Source organism: Luteococcus sanguinis, from assembly GCF_039527675.1.
GTDB lineage: Bacteria > Actinomycetota > Actinomycetes > Propionibacteriales > Propionibacteriaceae > Luteococcus > Luteococcus sanguinis.
The window spans coordinates 233,798-250,818 of sequence record NZ_BAAAKI010000004.1; the positions used below are offsets into that span (position 1 = coordinate 233,798).

The following is a 17,021-nucleotide window of genomic DNA, read 5'->3' on the forward strand; positions in this document are numbered from 1 at the left end:
GCGCGTCGACGTCCAGGCCACCTGGGGCGTCCAGCAGCTGCCGATCCAGCCGGGCCGTGACGCCGAGCAGATGCTCGCCGCCGCCGCAACCGGCGAGCTCGCCGCCTTGGTCGTCGCCGGGCTCGAACCCGCCGACTTCGCGGACCCCGCCACCGCGCGGGCCGGCCTGGAGGCTGCCGGTTTCGTCGTGAGCCTCGAGCAGCGTCTCAGCGAGGTGACCGAGCGCGCCGATGTGGTGTTCCCGGTGGCCCTGGTCGAGGAGCAGTCGGGCAGCTTCGTGAACTGGGAGCACCGCGTCCGTCCGGTGCAGGTGGTCAACACCCAGTCGAACCAGCCGATGACCGACATCCGCGTGCTCGCCGCCCTCGCCGATGCCATGGGAAGCCCGCTGGGCTTCCGCACCGCCGGCAAGGCTGCAGCCTCCGCCGCCGAGCTCTCGGGCTGGGAGGGCGGCCGCGCGCAGCTGGCCCCCGCCGCGGCGCCCCATGCCTCCGCTGGAGAGGATGACGTGGTGCTCGCCACGTGGCGGGTGCTGCTCGACGACGCCGCCGGCACCGACAACGAGCCGAACCTGATGGCCACCGCCCCCGTACCCGTCGCCAAGGTCTCCCCGAACACCGCCGCGGCCAAGGGTCTCGCGGTCGGTGGACGGGTTGCCGTGAGCGGCCCCCGCGGGAGCATCGAGCTCCCGGTCGTGGTGGTCGAGGGAATGCTCGACAACGTGGTGTGGGTGCCCTCCAACAGTGGCGCCGTCGTTTCCGAACAGCTGGGCGCCGCCGGCGACCTGGTCCGTCTGGACGCGCGTGACGCGCGTACCGGTTTGGTTGGAGGTGTGGCATGACGCCACTGGACTCGTCCACCATCTACGCGGCCGATCCCTGGTGGATCGCGCTCATCAAGGTCGTCGTCATCTTCACCCTGCAGTTGCTGTGGTGCTTGTTCAATGTGTGGTTCATGCGCCGCGTGCTGGGCAAGATGCAGAACCGCAAGGGCCCGATCATGAACTCCCCGGGCGGTCTGCTGCAGGCCATCGGTGACGGTATGAAGCTGCTGTTCAAGGAGACCTTCGTCCCCGAGAACACCGACAAGGTCGTCTACAACCTGGCCCCGATCATCGCCGGCATGTGCGCCTTCGCCCCCTGGGCGGTCATCCCGCTCGGAGGCGAGGTGACGATGTTCGGCCACGTCACCCGTCTGCAGGTCACCGACCTTCCCGTCGCGGTGCTGTTCACGCTGGCCACCGGCTCGATGGCCATCTACGGGCTGGTGCTGGCCGGTTGGTCGTCCAACAACTCCTACTCGCTGCTCGGCGGCCTGCGCGCCTCCGCGCAGATGATCTCCTATGAGGTCGCGATGGGCCTCTCGCTGGTGGCGGTGTTCATGACCGCCGGGTCGATGTCCACCTCCGAGATCGTGGAGAAGCAGGCCGCGCACATCGCGCCCTTCGGCGTCGACATCCCACTGCCGGGCTGGTACGCCCTGCTGCTGATCCCGAGCCTGTGCGTGTACTTCATCTCGATCCTCGCCGAGTCGAACACCCCGCCCTTCGACCTCACCGAGGCCGAGCAGGAACTCGTCTCCGGCTACGCCACCGAGTACAACGGCTTCCGCTACGGCACCTACTACCTGGCCGAGTTCATCCACATGGCCACCTTGTCGGCGCTGTGCGTGACGCTCTTCTTCGGCGGCTACCGCGCCCCCTTCCCGTTCAACATGATCGAGTCGATCGACCGTGGCTGGTGGGGCCTGCTGTGGTTCTTCCTGAAGACGCAGATCATGATCTTCTGCCTGATCTGGTGCCGTGGTGCGCTGCCGCGCTTCCGCTACGACCAGTTCATGGGCATCGGCTGGAAGAGGCTGATCCCGGTCTCGCTGATCTGGACCGTCTTCGTCACCTTCCTGCTCGCCGCACGCAACACCGACAGCCAGACCACCCGCTTTGTGCTGTGGGGAATCATGGCGGTCGTCGCCCTGGCGCTGGTCTCCTGGCTCTTCCTGGGTGCTCCCGCAGCGGAGGATCCCGAGCCGCTGCCCGAGACCTTCGACGCCTTCGCCGGTGGCTACCCCGTTCCGCCGCTGCCGGGGGAGACCCTGCCGGGTACTCCCACCGTGGTGCGCGACCTGGACGCCGAGATCAAGAACGGAGTTGACGCCTGATGGGCTTCCTCGATCAGTGGGCCGGTTTCGGCATCACTTTCCGGACGATGTTCCGAAAGACCTTCACGCAGGGCTACCCGCAGAAGGGCAAGGAGAAGGTCTTCGCCCCCCGCTTCCACGGCCGCCACCAGCTCAATCGCTGGCCCGACGGTTTGGAGAAGTGCGTCGGTTGTGAGCTGTGCGCCTGGGCCTGCCCGGCGGACGCGATCTACGTGGAGGCCGCCGACAACACCGATGCCGAGCGCTTCTCGCCCGGCGAGCGGTACGGACGCGTCTACCAGATCAACTATCTGCGCTGCATCTTCTGCGGCATGTGCATCGAGGCCTGCCCGACGCGCGCGCTCACGATGACCAATGAGTTCAAGCTCGCCGATCGCTCCCGCGAGGTGCTGATCTACGAGAAGGACCGCCTGCTCGCCCCGCTGCTGCCCGGCATGGAGCAGCCCCCGCACCCGCGCCGTCTGGGTGACGACGAGAAGGACTACTTCCTCGGGCTGCCCGCCACCGGACAGCCCGACGTCCGCACCGCAGCCACCGCACCGAACGCCGCCGGCGCGACTTCCTCGGGAGCCACGAAATGACCATGTTGATTCCGCTCGTCACGGCGCAGTCGGTGGCCTTCTGGCTGCTGGCGCCCGTGATGGTGCTGGGCGCGCTCGGCATCGTGCTGAGCAAGAAGCCCGTGCACTCCGCGCTCTGCCTGGCGCTGGTGATGCTCTGTCTGGCCGTGCAGTACGCGGCACTCGATGCGCCATTCCTGTTCGTCGTCCAGATCATCGTCTACACCGGCGCCGTGCTGATGCTCTTCCTGTTCGTGTTGATGCTGGTCGGCATCGACACCACCGACACGCTGGTCGAGACCATCAAGGGCCAGCGCTGGGCCGCACTCGTGGCGGTGCTCGGCTTCGCCGTGTTGCTGATCGGTGCGATCGGCAATGCCTTCGTCGGTGAACCGGTCGGTCTCGACGCCGCCCACGCCGAGCAGGGGGGCAATGTCACCAGCCTCGCGGCGCTCATCTTCACCCGCTATGTCTTCATCTTCGAGGCGACCGCCGCCCTGCTGATCACCGCCGCGCTGGCCGCCATGGTCTTCGCGCACGGTGAGCAGCTGCGTCCGAAGGTTCGCCAGGCCGGACAGCTCAAGAACCGCATGCACAAGTACGCGACCGACGGCGTCCACCCCGGCCCGCTGCCCGCCTCCGGCGTCTACGCCCGCGGGAATGCGATCCAGGCCCCGGCCCTGCTCCCCGACGGCTCGGTTGCCCCGACCTCGGTCGTCCAGGCACTGGCCGACCGCGGCGTGGTCGAGGACGCCTCGCGTCTGGCCGCTCCCACGGTGGCGACCTTCAAGGCCATCGAGTCCGTCCACGAGGAGGACGACGAATGAACCCGAACTACTACCTGGTGCTGAGCGCGCTGCTGTTCTGCATCGGCGTGCTGGGCTTCCTCGTCCGACGCAATGCGCTGGTCGCCTTCATGTCGATCGAGCTCATGCTCAACTCGGCCAACCTGGCCCTGGTCAACTTCGCCCACGCGAACGGCAACCTGGACGGACAGGTCGCGACCTTCTTCGTCATGGTCGTCGCCGCCGCCGAGGTCGTCGTCGGCCTGGCCATCATCGTGACCGTCTTCCGATCCCGCCGCTCGACCTCGGTCGACGACGCGAACCTGCTGAAGTTCTGAGGTGGCCTGGTGAATCTCCTGGAAATCGTCCATCCCGTCGCCGCGAGCGGAATCTTCCGCTTCGCGTGGACGATGATCGCGGTCCCCGCCGCGGTGGCAGCCTTCCTGCTCATCGCCGGGCGGGTCACCGACAAGTGGGGCCACCTGCTGGCCACCCTCGCCCCCATCTGGTCCTTCGCGATCGCCTCGTGCCTGTTCGCCGAGCAGCTCGGCAAGCCGGTGGCCGATCGTGCCGTCCACCAGAACCTGTGGACGCTGTTCAGCGCCGGCAACTGGAACTTCCAGCTCGGCCTGCTCATCGACCAGCTGTCGATCCTGTTCGCGCTGCTGATCACGGGCGTCGGCTCGCTCATCCACATCTACTCGATCGGCTACATGGCGCACGATCCGCGCCGGCGCCGCTTCTTCGCGTACCTCAACCTCTTCATCGCGGCCATGCTGACCCTGGTGCTGAGCGACAACTACCTCGGCCTGTTCTTCGGCTGGGAGGGCGTGGGCCTGGCCTCATACCTGCTGATCTCCTTTTGGCAGCACAAGTGGTCGGCCGCCGTCGCCGGCAAGAAGGCCTTCGTGGTCAACCGCGTCGGTGACCTCGGCCTGCTGATGGCGATCTTCACGATGCTGTCGCAGATCGGCTCGGTGAACTTCGTCCAGGTCAATGAGTTCGCCTCGCGCCTCACTCCGATGTGGGCCACGATGCTTGGTTGCTTCCTGCTGGTCGCCGCCTGCGGCAAGTCGGCCCAGTTCCCGCTGCAGTCCTGGCTGCTGGACGCGATGGAGGGCCCGACCCCGGTCTCGGCCCTGATCCACGCGGCCACGATGGTCACCGCCGGCGTCTACCTGATCGTCCGCTCCCACGAGGTCTACGCGCAGTCCGAGACGGCGCAGATGGCCGTCGCGGTGATCGGCACGATCACGCTGCTGTTCGGTGCCTGGATCGGTACCTCGAAGGACGACATCAAGAAGGTGCTCGCTGGCTCGACGATGTCGCAGATCGGCTACATGGTGCTGGCGGCGGGGCTCGGCCCGATTGGTGCCGCCTTCGCGATCTTCCACCTCATCACCCACGGCTTCTTCAAGGCCAACATGTTCCTCGGCGCAGGCTCGGTCATGCACGGCATGAACGACGACGTCGACATGCGTCACTTCGGTGCGCTGAGCAAGGCCATGCCGTGGACCTTCCTCACCTTCTCGATGGGCTACCTCGCGATCATTGGGTTCCCGTTCACCTCGGGCTACTTCTCCAAGGACCACATCATCGAGGCCGCCTTCGAGAAGGCCCCGGCCTTCGGGGTCCTGGCGCTGATCGGTGCTGGCATCACGGCCTTCTACATGACGCGGCTGATGATGATGACCTTCTTCGGGCAGAAGCGCTGGCTGAAGGACGTCCACCCGCACGAGTCCCCGATGACGATGGTCATCCCGCTCGTCGTCCTGGCCGTGCTCTCCATCGTCGCCGGTGCCTTCATGGTCAACTGGATCCAGGAGTGGCTGGAGCCCGCGGTGGGCAATGAGGTCAACCACGTCGGCCTGACGCACCTCACCCCGCTCACCTTCGTGACGATGGGCGTCGTGGCCCTCGGCGTTCTCGCCGGGTGGTACTTCTTCCGCGAGGACATCCCGTCCTTCGCCCCGGCCACGAACAACCCGGTCGCGATCGCTGGTCGCGCCGACCTCTACGGCGATGCCTTCAACGAGGCAGTGTTCATGCGCCCCGGGCAGGCCCTGGTCCGCACGATCGGTGACCTGGACCGCGGCGCGGTCGACGGCACCGTGATGGGCTCCGCCGCCGCCCTTGGTGGGTTCTCCACCATCATTCGCAAGCTGCAGAACGGGTACGTCCGTTCATATGCCCTCACGATGGTCGCCGGTGCGGTCCTCGTCGGGCTGGCACTGATCCTCGGCCGAGTGGCCTGAGGGGAGGAGACGAGATGACTTTCCCCCTGCTCACCGCGCTGGCCCTGGTGCCGCTCGTCGGTGGCCTGGTCACGTTCTTCCTGAAGGGAGGGACGGCGAAGATCTTCGGCATGGCCGTTGCGCTGGCAACACTGGCGCTCGGCCTGTGGGCCTTCTTCTTCGACGGCTCCCTCGCGGAGAAGTACGTTTGGATCCGCGACATCGGCGCCTGGTACGCGCTCGACCTCGACGGCATGGCCAAGGCCATGGTGCTGCTGACGGTCGTGCTGGTGCCGATCGTGATGCTGGCTGAATGGGACATCGACGAGGACGAGGGCCGTTGGGGTGGGCACGCCTACTTCGCGCTGGCCCTCATCCTGGAGGCCTTCTCCCTGCTGGTCTTCATGGCCGACGACGCGCTGCTGTTCTACCTCGTGTTCGAGGCGACGCTGATCCCGACCTACTTCATGATCGGCGGCTGGGGCGGCGCACGTCGCGGCCAGGCGGCGCTGAAATTCCTGCTGTACTCGTTGGCCGGCGGTCTCGTGATGCTGCTCGGCATCATCGGCCTGGGTGCCAACTCGGCGGCCGGTGCCACACCGTCCTTCCTCATGGAGGACCTGGCGGCACTGCACCTGGACGGCAGCATCGGACGCTGGCTCTGGCTGGCCTTCTTCATCGCCTTCGCGATCAAGGCCCCGATGGTCCCGCTGCACACCTGGCTGCCGGACACGGCCGAACAGGCCACCCCGGGCACCTCGACCCTGCTGGTCGGCGTGCTCGACAAGATCGGCACCTTCGGGATGATCCGCTTCTGCCTCCAGATGTTCCCCGAGGCCAGCAAGTGGGCCACGCCTGTGGTGCTCGTGCTGGCACTGGTCTCGATCTTCTACGGCGCGCTGATGGCGCTGGGGGAGCGGCACCTGCTTCGCCTGGTCAGCTACACCTCGATCAGCCACTTCGGCTTCATGGTGCTCGGCATCTTCGCCTTCACCACCCCGTCGATGAACGGCACCTTGTTCTACATGCTGAACCACGGCTTCTCCACCGCTGCGCTCTTCCTGGTGGTCGGCTTCATCATCAAGCGCCGCGGCTCGGCAGACATCGCCTCCATGGGCGGTGTGCAGAAGTACGCACCGGTCGCCGCCGGGCTCTTCCTGACCGCCGGCATGTCCACGCTGTCTCTGCCCGGCACGGGATCGTTCATCAGCGAGTTCATGGTCATGTCGGGCACCTGGCAGCGCCACCACTGGCTGGCCGGGATCTCTGCCCTCGGCACTGTGCTCGCCGCCTTGTACGTCCTGCTGGCCTACCAGCGGACCATGACCGGCCCCGCCAACGAGGAGGTCGAGGCGCACTTTGCCGACAACGACCTCACCGGTCGCGAGAAGCTCGTCATGGTTCCGCTGATCGCCCTGATCCTGGGCCTTGGCTTCCTCCCGAAGCCGATGCTGCAGGTGACCGAGAACACTGTGAAGGACACGATGTCTGTCATCGGCATGACTGACCCGGCTCCGGTTGTGAAGGGGGAGAAGTGATGACTGCACTCGACATCCTGGTTCCCTTGGACATCGCCGCGCCGCAGCTCGAATACCGCCTGCTGGCGCCGCTCATCATCGTGCTCGCGGGCGCCTGCCTGGGCGTCATCGTGGAGGCGCTGACCAAGCGTGGCCCGCGCCACTCGGCCCAGGTCGTCCTCACCGGCATCACCTTGGTGGCCGCGGTGGCGTCGCTGGCCCGCAACTGGCACATCGGCAGCTTCACCATCGGTTCGCTGGGCTCGGTGGCCCTCGACGGCCCGGCCTACTTCACCTGGGCCGCGCTGCTGGTCTTCGGCCTGATGACGGTCATGCTGTTTGCCGAGCGTCGCGTCACGGCGGGGCACTCCACCTTCACTGCCATGGGCTCGGCCGTCCCCGGTTCGCCCCTGGAGCGTGAGGCCGAGACCGCCCGCAGCGAGCACACCGAGGTCTACCCGCTGCTGTTGTTCAGCCTTTTCGGCATGATGCTGTTCGCCGCGGCGAACGACCTGCTGACGATGTTCGTCGCACTCGAGATCTTCTCGCTGCCGCTGTACCTACTCACCGGCCTCGCCCGTCGCCGTCGCCTGTTGAGCCAGGAGGCCGCGTTGAAGTACTTCCTGCTCGGCGCCCTGTCCAGCGCGATGTTCCTCTACGGAACCGCACTGCTCTACGGCTATGCGGGATCGTTCACACTGCGATCCATCGACGCCGCGATCGCCGCGAACGGAGGTTCGGACAAGCTGTTGCTGGCCGGCATGGCGCTGGTCTTCATCGGCCTGCTGTTCAAGATCGGTGCCGTCCCCTTCCACTCGTGGACCCCGGACGTCTACACCGGCGCCCCGACCCCGGTCACCGGATTCATGTCCATCTGCACCAAGTTCGCCGCTGTGCTCGCGTTCATGCGCGTCGCCTACGTCGGGCTTGGTGCGGTGCGCTGGGACTGGCAGCCGCTGGTCGCCGCCATCGCGGTGCTCACCATGGCCGTCGGTGCCATCATCGGCCTCACCCAGACCGACGTGAAGCGGATGCTGGCCTACTCCTCGATCGCCCACGCCGGCTTCCTGCTGGTCGCGATCACCGGAGCGGTCGCCGCCGGCAACGGCCTGCGCACCGGGCAGATCGGCTCCACGGGGGCCGTGCTGTTCTACCTGAGTGCCTACGGCCTGTCGACGCTCGGCGCCTTCGGCCTGCTCAGCATGATCCGCAAGGCCGGTGGCGAGTCCACGGCCCTGTCGTCCTGGGCCGGTGTTGGTCGCAGCCACCCGATGATCGGTGCGCTGATGACATTCTTCCTGCTGAGCTTCGCGGGCATCCCGCTCACCGCCGGTTTCGTCGGCAAGCTGGTCGCGTTCACCACCGCCTGGCGTGGTGGCTACGCCTGGTTGGTCGCCCTGGCCATCCTGTTCAGCCTGGTGACGGCCTTCTTCTACATCCGGTTCGTCGTGGTGATGTTCTTCCGTGAGGCCCAGGACCCCGACGTCGAGGTCGCCTCGGCAAGCTGGGTCACATGGCTCGTGGTGATCGTCGGCGCGCTCGGCACGCTCGTATTCGGCGTGTGGCCGCAGCCTCTGCTCGACCTGGCGCAGCAGGCATCCAACTTCCTGCGCTGAGAACTCGCATTACTGGTTGAACCCTGCACCACCTGTTGAGCCCTGCACCATCCGTTGAACCCTGCACCACCCGTTGGGCCCCGACCTCGGTCGGGGCCCTTCGTTGTTCCCCGCGCGGGTGCCGCGAGCTGCCCAATTGGGTCCTTCGGCCCGGTCACACTAGGCTGTCCGGAGCACCGTGCGCATGAGTGAGGAGAATCGTGACCCAGATCGTGGACGAGACCTTCCAGGCCTCGGTCACCGAGCGTCTGGCCGTGATCGAAGAGCGCCTCGTGACCGAAGCCGTGGCTGACAGCTCCTTCGTGACCGAGGCCGCCACCCACATCATCAACGCCGGTGGCAAGCGGTTCCGTCCCCTGCTGGTGATCCTCGGTTCCGCCTTCGGCAACGACGTCGATGAACAGGCTCTCACCAAGGCCGCATTGGTCGTCGAGCTGACGCACGTCGCGAGCCTCTACCACGATGACGTGATGGACGATGCCGACATCCGTCGCGGGGTGGTGAGCGCCAACCGCCGATGGGACAACTCGATCGCCGTGATGGTCGGCGACTTCCTGTTCGCGCGCGCCTCCAGCACCGTCGCCTCCCTGGGCACCGACTACGTGAAGCTCCAGGCCGACACCTTCGCCCGCCTGGTCCAGGGCCAGATCGCCGAGACCCGTGGTCCTCAGGCTGGCGATGACCCGCTCGAGCACTACCTGCAGGTGGTCTCCGACAAGACCGGTTCGCTGATCGCGACCGCCGCCGTCTTCGGTGGCATGGTCTCCGGAGCCGACAGCTCCGTGCTCCAGGCACTCCACGACTTCGGCGAGGAGATCGGCACCGTCTTCCAGCTCTCGGACGACATCATCGACATCACCTCCACCGTCACGGGCAAGACCCCCGGCACCGATTTGCGAGAGGGCGTCTTGACCCTCCCGACGCTGATGCTGCGCCGGTCAACCGACCCGGCTGATGACCAGCTCAAGGCACTGGTCGCCTCCGATCTGTCAGGGGACGAGGCACTGGCGAAGGCACTCGAGGGTCTGCGCGCCCACCCCGTCATCGGGCAGGCCCGCGCCGAGGTGCAGCGTCGCGCCGATCGCGCTCGCGGCTTCCTCGCGCCACTGCCCGAGGGGCCGGCAAAGGATGCCCTGCTCGCGGTCTGCGACGACTTGGTGACCCGCTCCGCCTGAGAGACGACTGCGGGTCGTTCACAGCGAGAAGCTCTTCAGTCCGGGGCTCTTGGCCGATCAACAGCCAGGAGCACGCATGCCGCAGAACACCCCCGCACGACCAGCCGCAGCGAGCAGCCGCCATCGTCGGTTGGCTCGGCGGGGCATCGCAGCTGACCTGGGTCGTCACCTCGTACCTGCTGACCCAACCGTCGCCAGGCCAACTCGAAGGACGCGTCGCCCGAGGCCTTCAACCAGTGGGTGGTACGGATGGTGGCCATCGGCCAGCACCGGCAGCAGGGCTTCTGCAGCCCAGCACCCTCGCCCGCCACTTCCGACTGGCACTGGGCCTGGTCGAGGACGCGCTGCGTACCGCGGCACAGGCTGGTCCGGTGGAGCACTACCGGGAGGGCGCCGTGCCCAGCGCCAGGGGCTACGGCGGCTTCGGCGGCGTTGTGGAGGAGATGCAGACGCGCCTGGTCGCCGAGATGCAGCACGAGAACGACGAGGTGCTCTCGGACGATGACCCGCGCGAGATCTGCGAGGTTGCCAACCGGCTGGTGCTGGTTGGTCCCTCCACTCGCGAGAGCATGCCGCGCCGGGCCCTCTGACTCACCAGATGCGCACGCGCTCCTCGGGGGCCAACCACTCGGCGTCCCCGGGCGGGGTGCCGAAGGCCTCGTGGAAGGCGTCGATGTTCTTCACGACCTGGTTGCAGCGGAACTCGGACGGCGAGTGCGGATCGGTAGCGACCTGCTGACGCAGCGCCTCGTCGCGCATCTTGTTCTGCCACACCCGCGCGTAGCCGTACAGCAGGCGCTGCAAACCGGTCAGCCCGGCGATGGGCTCCGGATCGGTGCCGCCGGTGGCGATGCGCCAGGCCTTGATCGCGATGCCCAGTCCACCGAGGTCGCCGATGTTCTCACCGATGGTGAGCTGGCCATTGACCCGGGGCGCGTCGGCCGCGTCGGCGAACTGGCTCGGCACCAGCCCCTCGTACTGGGCCACCAGCGCTCCGGTGCGGTCGGAGAAGGTGGCGCGGTCGTCGTCAGTCCACCAGTTGCGCAACTGACCGTCCCCGTCGCACATCGAGCCCTGGTCGTCGAAGCCGTGACCGATCTCGTGGCCGATCACTGCCCCGATGCCGCCGTAGTTCACGGCATCGTCGGCCTCCGGGTCGAAGAAGGGCGGCTGCAGGATCGCTGCGGGGAAGACGATCTCGTTGCGCAGCGGGTGGTAGTAGGCGTTGACGGTCTGGGGCAGCATCAGCCACTCCTCGAGGTCGACCGGCTCGGTCAGCTTGGTCAGGTCTTGGGCGAAGTCGAAACCATTGGAGCGCAGCACATTGCCGACCAGGTCGCCGGAGACGATCTCGAGGCCGGAGTAGTCCCGCCAGCGAGCGGGGTAGCCGATCTTCGGGCGAAACTTGGACAACTTGTCCAGCGCTTGCTCGCGGGTCTGTTCACCCATCCAGTCGAGTGAGCTGATCGACTCGCCATAGGCGCGCAGCAGGTTCGACACCAGCTCGTCCATTCGAGCCTTGGCAGCCGGCGGGAAGTGACGTTCCACGTAGAGCTTGCCGACTGCCTCACCCAGGGCGCCCTGCACCAGGGCCACGCCGCGCTTCCAGCGGGCGCGCAGCTGGGGGACTCCGGCCAGGGTCCGTTCATAGAAGTCGAAGCGTTCCGCCACGAAGGGCGTCGAGAGGTAGCTGGACAGGCTGCTGACGGCCTTCCAACGCGCCCAGGCGCGCCAGGCAGGCAGGGCATCGTCGGTGACCAGTTCGGCCACGCCGGTGACAAAGGAGGGCTGGGAGCAGACGACCTCCGACAGGGCCCCGGGAGCGATCTCGGCGCCGGCCAGCACCTCGTCCAGCAACAGGCCGGGCGCGCTGTCCCGGAAGCTTTCCCAGCCCATCAGGTTGTACATGGAATGCAGGTCGCGGCAGCGTACCCGGTCCCAGTGGTGCAAGGCGATCCGCGTCTCCAGGTCGACCACCAGCCGTGCCTGCTCGGCAGCGTCTGCGACACCGGCCAGCGCGAGGCTGCGCTCGACATGCCCCGCATAGGCCTTCAGCACCTCGGCGTGCTGGCCGTCGCGGTAGTAGACCTCGTCGGGCAGGCCCAGCCCCGCCTGCAGCACGAACAGCACCGAGCGCTTCGGGTTGCCCGGGTCGACCTCCGCCCCGGCCGCGACCAGTGAGCCGATGCCATGGCGCAGGCTCCAGCCCCAGTGACGCGCCAACGCCTGGCGCGAATCGATCGCGTCCACGCGGTCCAACAGGGGGCGCAGGGGAGCCGCCCCCAGCCGCTCCACCGTCTCCTCGTCCATGAAGTCGCGGTACAGCGCGGCGACCTTGCCCTGTTCACCGTCAGCATCTGCAGTCAGCGACTCGATGATCTCCCGGACAGCCACCTCGGCCTCATCGCGCAGGTGCACGAAGGCACCGGCGCTGGCGCGGTCTTCCTGGATCTGCGCCGTCTCCAGCCAAGGGCCGTGGACGTGGCGGTAGAAGTCGTCCTGGGGACGGACGGTCGGGTCGAAGCTGCTCTGGTCGATCGGATCCATGGTCCACAGGCTACTGACCCGGGGAGGTCACCGTCCGAGCCAGGCGATGGGCATCGGGTCGCCGGTGCGCCCCGTGATCGGGATGCGTGCCTGCACCTGCTCGGTGCGGGGCTGGGAGACCGTGGACGAGCCGTCGGAATAGCGCGCGGTCATCCGGAAGGTGGGGGTGAAGGACAGCACCGCAACGTGCGGCTCGTCCCGGTCGAGCACGGCGGTGGCGCGGGAGAGGTCGCCTTCGTCCATCGTGACCGTGATGGACGACTTGATCGGCGCCGCGCTGGACCCGCTGGCTGTGAAGGCATAGGGACAGCCCTCGGGCGCCATCGAGTGCTGGGACGTGCAGCCGGCCAGCGCCTCCCGCACGGCCCGCCGGACCCGCTCCTGCCCCGTGGTGGTGACCCGTGGGGAGACCTGGTGGTCCTCCACGGATCCGTCGCCGAGGTCGAGGACGTCGATGGTGTCGCCCGCGTAGTCGACGAAGGGCAGTCCGGTCGTGAGGCGGTAGGCGCCGGGAAGCAGCTCGATCGTGCTTCCCGGCGTGAGGCGCTGCCCGTTGACCAGCAGCGGGACCCGCCCGGTCGTCCCGACCAGCCGGACGGTGCGCGTGGTGCGCACCAACTGCCAGGCCCCTGCATCGTCCCGGCGCACCTGGAAGTCGGCCCGGACGACTTTGGTTCCCATCCGGTAGGAGGCCGGTACGAGGGTCGTCGTGCCGGACTGGTTGGCGACGCGCACCTCGGTGACCGGCGCGATCTCACGGGCTGCGGCGAAGATCTCGGGTTCCAAGAGGTCGGTGGTGCCGCGCGTAGGGGCCGGTCCAGCGGCGAGGGCGGCGGCGGTGTCCCCGGAAGCCAGCGCCTCGAGGTAGCCGCGCACCAGCCGGTCTGCGCGCGCGCCGCTGGGGTTGGACGCCGCTATGGTCGCCTCGGCAGCGGGGGTGCGGCCGTCCCACCAGTGCAGCCCCCAGCCAGTCACCACGCCCAGCGCGATCGCGCCGGCGACAGCCGCAGCCAGCCCCCGTCGGGGGGTTCGGGCCGGCACCGCGTCGGCGCCAGGTGCTTGATAGCGCTCCCGCAGTGGTTCGTGTTGCTCCTTGACCGGCATCGGGGTGGGCACCGCCTTGCCAGCGATGCGTGTCTGCTCGGCGGCACCCGGCAACGGCACCTCACCCGCCCGGACGACCCGGGCGGGCCTGTCGTCTGGGTGATCGGATGGCCGCGGCATGGTCAGCTGACGAGCCAGGTGTCCTTGCCCTCGACCAGCTCCTGCAGCCCCGCCATTCGGTTCGACGAGTCGAAACCGGCGGTCACGAGCTGCTCGCGGGTGAGGTCGTCGTAGGCCGGACGCTCGACATTGCGGAAAATGCCGATCGGCGCGCGGTGCAGCTCGCCACTGTCGGTCAGGCGGCTGAGCGCGAAGGCCAGGCTCGGGTCCTCGGCGTGCGCGTCGTGCACCAGCACGCGGTCAAGGCCCACCTCGGAGACTTCGGCGACGCGCACGGAACCGTCGGCTTCGCGCACGACACCCAGATGGTTGTCCGCACCGAAGGTGATCGCCTGTCCGTGAACCAGCGGGATGATCGTCTCGTCCGAGCCGGGGCCCTTCAGCCCCTCGAAGGCACCGTCGTTGAAGATCGGGCAGTTCTGGTAGATCTCGATCAGTGAGGCGCCGCGGTGGTTGGCGGCAGCCTTCAGTACCTCGCTCAGGTGCGCCCGGTCGGAGTCGATCGTGCGGGCGACGAAGGAGGCCTCGGCCCCCAGCGCCAGCGAGAGCGGATTGAAGGGGGTGTCCAGCGAACCCATCGGGCTCGACTTGGTCACCTTGCCGCGCTCGGAGGTGGGGGAGTACTGACCCTTGGTCAGGCCGTAGATGCGGTTGTTGAACAGCATCACGGTGATGTTCACGTTGCGGCGCATGGCGTGGATCAGGTGGTTGCCGCCGATGCTCAGCGCGTCCCCATCGCCGGTGACGACCCAGACGCCCAGATCGGGACGTCCGGTGGCCAGGCCGGTGGCGATGGCCGGGGCACGGCCGTGGATCGAGTGCATGCCGTAGCTGTCCACGTAGTACGGGAACCGTGACGAGCAGCCGATGCCCGAGACGATCACGGTGTTCTCGCGCTTGATGCCCAGCTCGGGCATCAGGCCCTGGAAGGCGGCGAGGATGGCGTAGTCACCGCAACCGGGGCACCAGCGCACCTCCTGGTCGCTGGTGAAGTCCTTGCGGTTCAGCGGCTCGATCGACAGCGGGACACCCGCCAGACCGCGGTACTGGGTCGGGCTGGTGGCTTCGGTGGTGCTCACTTGTGCTCCTCCGGGTGGATGCGTGCGGACTGCGCGTGGTGCTGGGCTTCGTGGACGTCGGGTGCCAGGCGGCCGTCGCCGAAGTCCTCGCTGCCCGGGCCCTCGGAGACCTCCGGCTCGTCGAGCGGGTCGTTGGCGTGCGTCGGGTCGAGCTCGTCGATGTCGCCCTCAAGGTCGTTGGCCAGCTCGCTCAGCGAGATCGGCAGGCCGAAGACGCGTGAGTAGCTGTGCACGTCGACCAGGTACTTGGCGCGCAGCATCATCGCGAACTGGCCGAGGTTCATCTCGGGGACGATGATGCGGTCGTAGGCCCGAAGCACCTCGCCGAGGTTGGCGGGCAGCGGGTTCATGTGCCGGACGTGTGCCTGGGCGACATTGCGTCCGGTCGCGCGGACGCGGCGCACGGCGGCGGTGATCGGGCCGTAGGTGGAGCCCCAGCCGATCACCAGCACCTTGGCCTCACCGCTCGGGTCGTCCACCACGACGTCGGGCACGTCGCGGACGATGCCGTCGACCTTGGCTTGGCGCAGCCGGACCATCTTGTCGTGGTTGGCCGGGTCGTAGGAGATGTTGCCGGTGCCGTCGGCCTTCTCGATGCCGCCGATGCGGTGCTCCAGGCCGGGCGTGCCCGGAATCGCCCAGGCGCGGGCCAGGGTCTCGGGGTCACGCTTGTATGGGAGGAAGTCCTCGCCGTCGTTCGGCCCGGTCGCAAAGCCCGGGTCGATGGCGGGCATCTGGTCGATCTCGGGCAGCTTCCACGGCTCGGCGCCGTTGGCGAGGTATCCGTCGCTCAGCAGCACCACCGGGGTGCGGTAGGTGACGGCGATCCGGCAGGCCTCGTAGGCCATCTCGAAGCAGTCGGCGGGTGTGGCCGGGGCCAGCACGGGCACGGGCGACTCGCCATTGCGGCCGTACAGCACCTGCAGCAGGTCTGCCTGCTCGGTCTTTGTCGGCATGCCGGTCGAGGGGCCGGCGCGCTGGACGTCCACGACGACCAGCGGCAGCTCGGTCATGACGCCCAGGCCGATGGTCTCGGCCTTCAGCGCCATGCCGGGGCCCGACGTTGTGGTGACACCCAGCAGGCCACCGAAGGAGGCGCCGAGCGCTGCGGCAACGCCCGCGATCTCGTCCTCGGCCTGGAAGGTCATCACGCCGCGAGCCTTGTGCTTGCTCAGCTCGTGCAGGATGTCGGAGGCCGGGGTGATCGGGTAGGAGCCCAGGAAGAGCTGCAGGTCGGCGCGGGCGGCGCCGGTGATCAGGCCCAGCGCGGTGGCGAGGTTGCCGGACACCTGGCGGTACAGGCCGGGGGCCATCTCGGCGGCGGCGACCTCGTAGCGCACCGCGAAGTCCTCGGTGGTCTCGCCGTAGGCGTGGCCGGCGCGCAGGGCGGCGACGTTCGCGTCCCGGATGTCGGGCTTCTTGGCGAACTTCGTCGACAGGAAATCGACCGTCGACTCGATCGGACGGTTGTAGAGCCAGCTCAGCAGACCCAGTGCGAACATGTTCTTCGCGCGCGCCGAGTCCTTCCGGCCCAGGCCGAAGTCCTTGACCGAGGCGACCGCGAGGCCCGTCAGGTCGAGGGCGACCAGGTGATAGTCACTCAGCGAGTCATCCTCGAGCGGGTTGGCCTCGTAGCCGACCTTGGAGAGGTTGCGCTTGGTGAACTCGGCGGAGTCCACGACGAGCAGGCCGCCGCGGGCGAGGTCCTTGAGGTTCGCCTTCAGCGCCGCCGGGTTCATCGCGACGAGCACGTCGGGACGGTCGCCGGGGGTGACGATGTCGTAGTTGGCGAAGTGCACCTGGAAACTGGAGACGCCCGGCAACGTGCCCTGTGGCGCGCGGATCTCGGCCGGGAAGTTCGGCAGGGTGGAGATGTCATTGCCGAAGGTGGCGGAGTCATGAGTGAACCGGTCGCCGGTCAGCTGCATGCCGTCGCCTGAGTCGCCGGCGAACCTGATGACCACTCGGTCCAGTACTCGCACGTCAGCCACGCGTTGCCCCATTTCCTCGCTCGGGTATCGGCTGTCCACCCTACCCGCCGGAGATGTACCCACATAAGCCTGTCCGTTGCCGATCGCCACAGGATTTCGGGGCGGATTCTTGGGGCGGCTCGGCACTACGGCCATC

Annotated in this window: 14 protein-coding genes; 10 read left to right on the plus strand and 4 right to left on the minus strand. The window is 67.9% G+C overall.

All coding sequences use genetic code 11. The features are described 5' to 3' along the window. The 10 genes from ABD089_RS04800 to ABD089_RS04845 all read left to right on the plus strand — a co-directional run. Nucleotides 1-841, plus strand: an 841-nt coding sequence (locus ABD089_RS04800; protein WP_343885079.1) for a molybdopterin dinucleotide binding domain-containing protein, incomplete at its 5' end; no start/stop codon positions are given. Continuing rightward, a complete protein-coding gene (gene nuoH, locus ABD089_RS04805; RefSeq protein WP_343885080.1) occupies nt 838-2,157 on the plus strand; it encodes an NADH-quinone oxidoreductase subunit NuoH in 1,320 nt (439 codons plus the stop codon). The genes ABD089_RS04800 and nuoH, both read left to right, overlap by 4 nt. Beyond that, a complete protein-coding gene (gene nuoI / locus ABD089_RS04810; RefSeq protein ID WP_343885081.1) occupies nt 2,157-2,738 on the plus strand; it encodes an NADH-quinone oxidoreductase subunit NuoI in 582 nt (193 codons plus the stop codon). Before nuoH ends, nuoI begins: the two co-directional genes overlap by 1 nt. Then, nucleotides 2,735-3,544, plus strand: a complete 810-nt coding sequence (locus ABD089_RS04815) for an NADH-quinone oxidoreductase subunit J (RefSeq protein ID WP_343885082.1) — start codon at nt 2,735-2,737, stop codon at nt 3,542-3,544. Before nuoI ends, ABD089_RS04815 begins: the two co-directional genes overlap by 4 nt. After that, nucleotides 3,541-3,840, plus strand: a complete 300-nt coding sequence (gene nuoK, locus ABD089_RS04820) for an NADH-quinone oxidoreductase subunit NuoK (protein ID WP_343885083.1) — start codon at nt 3,541-3,543, stop codon at nt 3,838-3,840. Before ABD089_RS04815 ends, nuoK begins: the two co-directional genes overlap by 4 nt. Before the next feature lie 72 nt (nt 3,841-3,912). Next, nucleotides 3,913-5,757, plus strand: a complete 1,845-nt coding sequence (gene nuoL / locus ABD089_RS04825; protein ID WP_343885387.1) for an NADH-quinone oxidoreductase subunit L — start codon at nt 3,913-3,915, stop codon at nt 5,755-5,757. 14 nt (nt 5,758-5,771) lie between these two features. Beyond that, on the plus strand, nt 5,772-7,274 hold the full coding sequence (locus ABD089_RS04830) for an NADH-quinone oxidoreductase subunit M (protein ID WP_343885084.1): 1,503 nt from the start codon (nt 5,772-5,774) through the stop codon (nt 7,272-7,274). Further along, nucleotides 7,274-8,869, plus strand: coding sequence for an NADH-quinone oxidoreductase subunit NuoN (gene nuoN / locus ABD089_RS04835; protein WP_343885085.1), 1,596 nt, complete (start codon nt 7,274-7,276; stop codon nt 8,867-8,869). Before ABD089_RS04830 ends, nuoN begins: the two co-directional genes overlap by 1 nt. A gap of 200 nt (nt 8,870-9,069) precedes the next feature. Continuing rightward, entirely contained in the window at nt 9,070-10,044 is a 975-nt protein-coding gene (locus ABD089_RS04840) for a polyprenyl synthetase family protein (RefSeq protein WP_343885086.1), read from the plus strand. A gap of 236 nt (nt 10,045-10,280) precedes the next feature. Continuing rightward, nucleotides 10,281-10,634 (plus strand): hypothetical protein, encoded by a 354-nt coding sequence (locus tag ABD089_RS04845; RefSeq protein ID WP_343885087.1) that lies wholly within the window; start codon nt 10,281-10,283, stop codon nt 10,632-10,634. 1 nt (nt 10,635) lies between these two features. Here the strand turns inward: ABD089_RS04845 and ABD089_RS04850 are convergent, their stop codons facing one another. Genes ABD089_RS04850 through ABD089_RS04865 form a run of 4 tightly spaced genes read right to left on the minus strand, consistent with a single transcriptional unit; the run spans nt 10,636 to nt 16,897 of the window. Next, a complete protein-coding gene (locus ABD089_RS04850; RefSeq protein ID WP_343885088.1) occupies nt 10,636-12,591 on the minus strand; it encodes a M13 family metallopeptidase in 1,956 nt (651 codons plus the stop codon). Between the two features lie 27 nt (nt 12,592-12,618). Then, nucleotides 12,619-13,815 (minus strand): hypothetical protein, encoded by a 1,197-nt coding sequence (locus tag ABD089_RS04855; RefSeq protein ID WP_343885089.1) that lies wholly within the window; start codon nt 13,813-13,815, stop codon nt 12,619-12,621. Nucleotides 13,816-13,817: 2 nt separating this feature from the next. Next, nucleotides 13,818-14,894 (minus strand): 2-oxoacid:ferredoxin oxidoreductase subunit beta, encoded by a 1,077-nt coding sequence (locus tag ABD089_RS04860; RefSeq protein WP_343885090.1) that lies wholly within the window; start codon nt 14,892-14,894, stop codon nt 13,818-13,820. Then, nucleotides 14,891-16,897, minus strand: coding sequence for a 2-oxoacid:acceptor oxidoreductase subunit alpha (locus ABD089_RS04865; protein WP_343885091.1), 2,007 nt, complete (start codon nt 16,895-16,897; stop codon nt 14,891-14,893). The genes ABD089_RS04860 and ABD089_RS04865 overlap by 4 nt, the downstream gene beginning before the upstream one ends. Nucleotides 16,898-17,021 lie beyond the last annotated feature (124 nt).

What these genes read in the sequence shown, in the direction of transcription:
- nuoI (WP_343885081.1), top strand. Translation starts at nt 2,157, where the DNA reads ATGGGCTTCCTCGATCAGTGGGCCGGTTTCGGCATCACTTTCCGGACG.
- ABD089_RS04830 (WP_343885084.1), top strand. Translation starts at nt 5,772, where the DNA reads ATGACTTTCCCCCTGCTCACCGCGCTGGCCCTGGTGCCGCTCGTCGGT.
- nuoK (WP_343885083.1), top strand. Translation starts at nt 3,541, where the DNA reads ATGAACCCGAACTACTACCTGGTGCTGAGCGCGCTGCTGTTCTGCATC.
- ABD089_RS04855 (WP_343885089.1), bottom strand. Translation starts at nt 13,815, where the DNA reads ATGCCGCGGCCATCCGATCACCCAGACGACAGGCCCGCCCGGGTCGTC.
- ABD089_RS04815 (WP_343885082.1), top strand. Translation starts at nt 2,735, where the DNA reads ATGACCATGTTGATTCCGCTCGTCACGGCGCAGTCGGTGGCCTTCTGG.
- nuoL (WP_343885387.1), top strand. Translation starts at nt 3,913, where the DNA reads ATGATCGCGGTCCCCGCCGCGGTGGCAGCCTTCCTGCTCATCGCCGGG.
- nuoH (WP_343885080.1), top strand. Translation starts at nt 838, where the DNA reads ATGACGCCACTGGACTCGTCCACCATCTACGCGGCCGATCCCTGGTGG.
- nuoN (WP_343885085.1), top strand. Translation starts at nt 7,274, where the DNA reads ATGACTGCACTCGACATCCTGGTTCCCTTGGACATCGCCGCGCCGCAG.
- ABD089_RS04850 (WP_343885088.1), bottom strand. Translation starts at nt 12,591, where the DNA reads ATGGATCCGATCGACCAGAGCAGCTTCGACCCGACCGTCCGTCCCCAG.
- ABD089_RS04865 (WP_343885091.1), bottom strand. Translation starts at nt 16,897, where the DNA reads ATGGGGCAACGCGTGGCTGACGTGCGAGTACTGGACCGAGTGGTCATC.